4 protein-coding genes are annotated in these 6,214 nt (G+C 61.9%); 2 read left to right on the forward strand and 2 right to left on the reverse strand.

Translation table 11 applies throughout. The annotated features are described in order from the left end of the window. Window positions 1–263 precede the first annotated feature (263 nt). Window positions 264–1,484, reverse strand: a complete 1,221-nt coding sequence (locus AC30NL_RS21850; RefSeq protein ID WP_489466090.1) for a hypothetical protein — start codon at window positions 1,482–1,484, stop codon at window positions 264–266. 678 nt (window positions 1,485–2,162) lie between these two features. Here AC30NL_RS21850 and AC30NL_RS21855 point away from each other — a divergent pair. Both AC30NL_RS21855 and AC30NL_RS21860 read left to right on the forward strand, forming a co-directional pair. Next, a complete protein-coding gene (locus AC30NL_RS21855) occupies window positions 2,163–4,205 on the forward strand; it encodes a molybdopterin-containing oxidoreductase family protein (RefSeq protein WP_489466091.1) in 2,043 nt (680 codons plus the stop codon). 14 nt (window positions 4,206–4,219) lie between these two features. Further along, window positions 4,220–5,290, forward strand: a complete 1,071-nt coding sequence (locus AC30NL_RS21860) for an aminopeptidase (RefSeq protein ID WP_489466093.1) — start codon at window positions 4,220–4,222, stop codon at window positions 5,288–5,290. 64 nt (window positions 5,291–5,354) lie between these two features. Here the strand turns inward: AC30NL_RS21860 and AC30NL_RS21865 are convergent, their stop codons facing one another. Next, window positions 5,355–6,017, reverse strand: coding sequence for a TetR/AcrR family transcriptional regulator (locus AC30NL_RS21865; protein ID WP_489466092.1), 663 nt, complete (start codon window positions 6,015–6,017; stop codon window positions 5,355–5,357). Window positions 6,018–6,214 lie beyond the last annotated feature (197 nt).

Genomic DNA, 6,214 nt, shown 5'->3' on the forward strand with positions numbered 1-6,214 from the left:
GAGAGGCTGAGAGTATTTCGATCATGCCCGCTCATCACGCCAAAAGACCCCTGCTCGTCGTTGCAAATGCTCGCCATAGCCCGGGCTATGGCTGTGCTTTGAGCCTGGATCAGGCGCCTTTTGACGTGCTGCTCGGGCACGCTCGAAAAGCTCTCAGCCTCTGATGCCTGCGCAAGAGGCATCCACGAGCGCAACTGCTGCTCGACGTTCGCCATCGAGCGTACTGGCAACTTCGTGCCGACCGAAACCCGCAACGAGTTGACTCACAACCCGCAACCAGGTGATAGACAAGCGCCCAGTCCGGCTATCGCTAGGGCCTTGTCGCGCTCATTGACGAGGCCGATGGCAGCGGCGACGAGGCTCTCGCGCTGAGCCTCGCTCAGGTGCGCCATTCCAGCGCCCAGTCCGGCTATCGCTAGGGCCTTGTGGTTCTCATCGACGAGGCCGAGGGCAGCGGTGACGAGGCTCTCGCGCTGGGCCTCGCTCAAGTGCGCCGCTGCCGCTCCCAGCCCGGCTATCGCACGGGCCTGGCTGTAGCTATCGCCTAGGTCGATCGTGGCGGCAACGAGGCTCTCGTGCTGGGCCTTGCTCAAGTGTGCCGCAGCCGCTCCCAGTCCGGCTATCGCAAGGGCCTGGTGGTAGCTATCGCCTAGGTCGATCGTGGCGTCAACGAGGCTCTTGCGCTGGGCCTTGCTCAAGTGTGCCGCTGCCGCTCCCAGTCCGGCTATCGCATCACCCTTGTGGGCGTCGTTGACGAGACCGAGGGCAGCGTTGACGACGCTCTCGCGCTGAGAGTTATTCAGGTGCGCCATTCCAGCGCCCAGTCCGGCTATCGCTCCGGCCTTGCCGCGCTCATCGACGAGACCGAGGGCAGCGGTGACGAGGCTCTCGCGCTGAGCCTCGCTCAGGTGCGCCATTCCAGCGCCCAGTCCGGCTATCGCTCGGGCCTTGTCGGCCTCATTGACGAGACCGAGGGCAGCGGTGACGAGACTCTCGCGCTGAGCCTCGCTCAGATGCGCCATTCCAGCGCCAAGAGCCGCGATCGCTGTCGCCTTGTTGTGCCCATCGGGGAGGCCGATGGCGGCGACGACGAGGCCATGGCGCTGGGCCTCGCTCAGATGTGCCAAACCCGCGCTCAGCTTGGCTATCGCAGTGGCCACGAAGCGTGGGTGCATGCCGATAGCGGCGACGACGAGTTTGTCGCGCTGGGCAGTGCTCAAATGCGCCGCTCCCGCGCCCAGCACGCCGATCAATCTGGCTTGACTTTCGGGGTTGAAATTGAAGGCAATGGCGGCGTCGATAAGGCGCTCGCGCTGGCCCTCGTTCAGATGGGCCACTTCCGCGCACAGCGCGGCTAGCGGGCCGGCTTTGTTCAAGCTGATGGCAGTGGACAAAAGGCGTTCTTGCTGCTGCGGACTCAAGAGTCCGAGCATGGGTGCATACGCCACAACACGCTCTGCGGTGAGCTGGCTTCTGCTGGCCAAGGCCCGTGAGCCTGCGAAGGTGAACGTGTCACGAAGCCGGCCTCGCCAGCTACGTCCGCTGCCGCGGACTTGACGTTCAGCGGCTTGCACCAGGGGACCCAGCAGTCGGTATTTGGGGAAGGAGTCGACTCCATGCACTAAATCCCGTACAGCGCGAGACGTCCCCGACAGGGCGCTCAGATATCGGGCCTTCGAAGGTGCGTCGCTCGGCAAGTGCCCCAGGATCGTCTTGTGCAAGATATCCGGTGGGAGCAGATCGAAAAGTGATCCTTCTCGTGGCGCGATGCTGCCCGAAGACGATGTCCTCGCTATCAATGCGGGCGGCCCGGAAAGGCGGCTCTCTCGGGCCGGTCGTGATTCCGGTGCGGGATCGCCTTGCTCTCCAGCCGCTCCGGTTGGTGAGTGCCGCGTACCCGTGAGTGGCCGAAAAAAGAAGCAACCCATGATGACTTCCGCTTGAACTTGATGTGAATGAAATGACCGTCCAAAGTAGACCATTCCCCCCCCTCAAACCATGGCGTTCAACCGGAAGTGCTGTTCGAATAAACGAAGAACAGACCCGCAACTCGTTGCGGGTTTCGGTCGGCACGAAGTCGCCAGTACGCTGACGTTCGCCATCGAGCGTACTGGCGACTTCGTGCCGACGACCCGCAACGAGTTGTGTGCAATAGTTGACGCATGAAAGACGACGTCATCACCGTGCGAGCCGCCTGTCCGCACGACTGCCCCGATACCTGTGCAATACGCGTCACGGTGCAAGGTGGCAAGGCTATCAAGGTTCAGGGGGATCCCGAGCATCCGCCGACTCACGGCGCCTTGTGCACGAAGGTGTCGCGTTACCCCGAACGCACCTATTCCTGCGATCGTGTGCTCCATCCGATGCGGCGTGTCGGGCCCAAAGGCAGCGCCCAATTCGAGCGTGTGAGCTGGGACGAAGCCTTGAGCGACATCGTGTTGCGTTTAAAGGCCATCGCGGCGCGCGACCCACAAGCCATCGTTCCCTACAGCTACGCCGGCACCATGGGCCTGCTGCAAGGCGAGAGCATGGACCGGCGCTTCTTCCATAGGCTTGGCGCCTCGCTGCTCGACCGCACCATTTGCGCGAGTGCCGGAGGCGAGGCTCTGGCGGCCACCTACGGCGGCAAAATCGGCATGCACGTGGAGCACTACGCCGAGAGCAAGCTGATCGTCATCTGGGGCAGCAATTCGATCGCATCGAATCTGCACTTCTGGACCTTTGCGCAAGCGGCCAAGCGAAACGGCGCGAAGTTGATCTGCATCGATCCGCGCAAGACGGAGACAGCAGACAAGTGCCACCAGCACATCGGCATCCTGCCGGGCACCGATGGCGCTCTGGCATTGGGTTTGATGCACGAGTTGATCGTGAACGATTGGCTTGATCACGACTACATCGAGCGCCACACCGAAGGCTGGCCGAAGCTGCGCGAGCGTGCGCTTCTATGGCCGCCCGAACGTGTGGCGCAGACCTGCAGCATCACTGCGGATGAGGTGCGAGGCTTGGCGCGCGACTTCGGGACGACCAAGCCTGCTGCGATCCGCCTGAACTACGGCATGCAACGCGTGCGCGGTGGAGGCAATGCAGTTCGGCTGGTCGCCATCCTGCCTTGCCTTACCGGTGCCTGGCGGCATCGTGCGGGCGGCATGCTGCTGTCAGCATCGGGTTGGTTCCCGGTCGATCGACTTGCGCTGCAACGTCCCGACCTGATGGGTTCGCGAAAGTGCCGCACCATCAACATGAGCACCATCGGCGACGACCTGCTGCGCGGTCCGTCGGCGGAGTTCGGTCCGAAAATCGAGGCGCTCATCGTCTACAACAGCAACCCCGTCGCTGTGGCGCCGGAGTCGCCCAAAGTGGCGAAGGGTTTTTTGCGCGAAGACCTCTTCACTGTCGTGCTCGAACAGTTCATGACCGACACCGCCGATCACGCCGACTACGTGCTGCCCGCGACCACGCAGCTCGAACACCTGGATGTGCACATCAGTTATGGCCACAGCTACGCAATGATCAACGAGCGTGCCATCGAGCCCCTGGGCGAGGCGCGGCCGAACACGGCAGTGTTTCGCGAACTCGCGCAGCGCATGGGCTTCGACGAGCCTTGTTTCAAGGACAGTGATGAAGCCATGGCCCGAGTGGCGTTCAACAAGGACGTCAGCTTCGAAGCGCTGCGCGCCTCGCATTGGGTGAAGTTGCCGCTGCCGGACGCGCCGCTCGCGCAAGGTCAGTTCCGCACCCCGAGCGGCAAGTGCATCATCGATTCGCCGATCTTCGGCGTGCCCGATCACGTCCCCAACTACGAATCGCCTCAGAGCGAATTGGCGAAGCGCTTTCCGCTCGCGATGATCTCCCCGCCAGCGCGCAACTTTCTCAACTCAAGCTTCGTCAATGTGAAAAGCCTTCGCGACATCGAGGGCGAGCCCATGGTCGAGATGAATGAAGCCGATGCGCGCTCTCGCGGCGTCGCCAATGGTCAGTTCGTGCGCGTCTTCAATGACCGAGGCGAATACGTCTGCAAGGCGGTGCTGAGCGCGCGCGCCCGACCGGGCGTGGTCAATGGCCTGGGCATCTGGTGGCGCAAGCTTGGGGCAAGGGGTACCAACGTGAATGAGGTGACGCATCAGCGGCTCACCGACATCGGTCGTGCGCCGTCTTTCTACGACTGCCTGGTGGAAGTCCGGCCGGTCGGCGCTTCGGTCTCGTGAGACGCTGGCTGCTCATGGCGGGTCTCGGTTTTGCGAGCATGGTGGCACTGGCCATCGGCACAGTATGTGCCACGTCGGGGTGCAGCACCCTGGGCTACTACGCGCATTCGATTGGCGGGCACCTCGATCTGCTTCGAAGCGCGAAACCGGTCGCCGAATGGCTCAATGATCCTGCAGCCACTCAACCGTTGAAGGATCGCCTTGCCTTGTCGCAACGCATGCGCGACTACGCCGTGTCGGAGCTCAAGCTGCCCGATAACGCGAGCTACCGGCGTTATGCCGACCTGCGTCGCAACGCCGCAGTCTGGAATGTGGTTGCGGCGCCGGAGTTGAGCCTGACTTTGAAGACCTGGTGTTTTCCGGTCGTGGGCTGCGTGGGGTATAGAGGCTACTTCGACCGTGCAAGAGCCGATGCGTTTGCTGGCGAACTGAAAAGCTTGAGGCTGGAGGTCAGCGTGTACGGCGTCCCTGCATATTCGACGCTTGGTGCATTGCCCGGCGACTTCTTCTCCGACCCCTTGCTCAACACCTTCATCAACTTCCCCGAGGGTGAATTGGCGCGGCTCATCTTTCACGAACTCGCGCACCAAGTCGCCTATGCCAAGGGGGACACCGAATTCAACGAATCTTTCGCGACGACGGTCGAACGCATTGGCAGTCAGCGCTGGCTCAAGGAGCGTTCAACGCCCGAGGCGCGCGAGGAATATGAACGCTACGACGGGCGGCGACAGGACTTCCGTGCACTCACGCAGAAGTATCGCGATAAGCTCGATGCTCTTTTCAAGAGCAGCGCAAGTGACGAACAGAAGCGCGCAGGCAAGGCGGCCCTCATGGCCGAACTCCGCGCCGAGTACGAAACGATGAAGGCGAATCGCTGGAGCGGGTTTTCAGGGTATGACGGCTGGTTCTCGCGCGCCAACAATGCGGCCTTCGGTGTTCTTGCTGCCTATAACGAATTCGTGCCCGATTTCGAGCGTCTGTTCGAACGCGAGGACCGCGACTTTCCGCGCTTTTATGCGGAAGTGAAGCGGCTTGCCAAGCTGCCCAGGCAAGAACGCCGCGACGCATTGCGCCAAGGAGATTGATCCATGCCCGATATCAGCATCCACGGAAAGGCAGTCCATTTGGCCATGACAGGGGTCCGATCGATCAAGGGTTGTTGTAGTTGCCGACCAGCCCTAGCAAGTGTTCCTTCTGGGCCGGTTCAAGATACGGCATGAGCAGGCTCAGCACGTGGAAGGCGCCGCGCAGCAGAGCAGCGCCGGCGCTTTCGGGCTCGAGCGCCCTGCGGGGATCTCTCACGTATTCGTAGCTGAGCCAGTAGGTCAGCACGACCACCATCGAGGTGGCAACCGGCTCGGCCTCGCGAGAATCGATGCGCATGGCGCCCCCGTGCGCCATGCCGCCGAGAACGTTTTGCACCGCACGCGACTTGTTCTTCAGCACGAACTGGAAATGCGTTTCGAGTCGACGGTTCTTCGACAACAGGTCGTTGAGGTCGCGGTAGAGAAATCGGTACCGCCAGATCAGTTCGAACAGCATGTGGAAGAAGAGCCACGCGTCTTCCACATTGCGTACGTTGTCCGCCGCGTGAAGCAATTCGTTGAGCGAGTTTTCGTAGCGGTCGAAGAGGCTGTTGATCAGCTCGTCTTTCGCCGGGTAGTGGTAGTAGAGATTGCCAGGGCTGATGTTCAGTTCGGCCGAAATCAGCGTGGTGGAAACGTTGGGCTCGCCGAAACGATTGAAGAGATCGAGTGTGACTTCGAGGATGCGCTCCGCGGTGCGGCGCGGCTTCTTGGCCTGGGTTGCCATGGATGGGTTGTCTCTTGTGCCCTGCGGTTTGCCGGGCAATCTAGCATCTCTGAGAGGCTGAGAGTATTCCGAACGTGTCCGAGCAGCACGTCAAAGGGCGCCTGATCTAGGCGCAAAGCGCAGCCATAGCTTGGCTATGGCGAGCATTTGCAACGACGAGCAGGGGGCTTTTGGCGTGATGAGCGGGCATGATCGAA

The sequence above is a fragment of the Rhizobacter sp. genome (genome assembly GCA_021153565.1).
In the GTDB taxonomy this organism is placed as follows: Bacteria; Pseudomonadota; Gammaproteobacteria; order Burkholderiales; family Burkholderiaceae_C; genus Albitalea.

What these genes read in the sequence shown, in the direction of transcription:
- AC30NL_RS21855 (WP_489466091.1), top strand. Translation starts at nt 2,163, where the DNA reads ATGAAAGACGACGTCATCACCGTGCGAGCCGCCTGTCCGCACGACTGC.
- AC30NL_RS21860 (WP_489466093.1), top strand. Translation starts at nt 4,220, where the DNA reads ATGGCGGGTCTCGGTTTTGCGAGCATGGTGGCACTGGCCATCGGCACA.
- AC30NL_RS21865 (WP_489466092.1), bottom strand. Translation starts at nt 6,017, where the DNA reads ATGGCAACCCAGGCCAAGAAGCCGCGCCGCACCGCGGAGCGCATCCTC.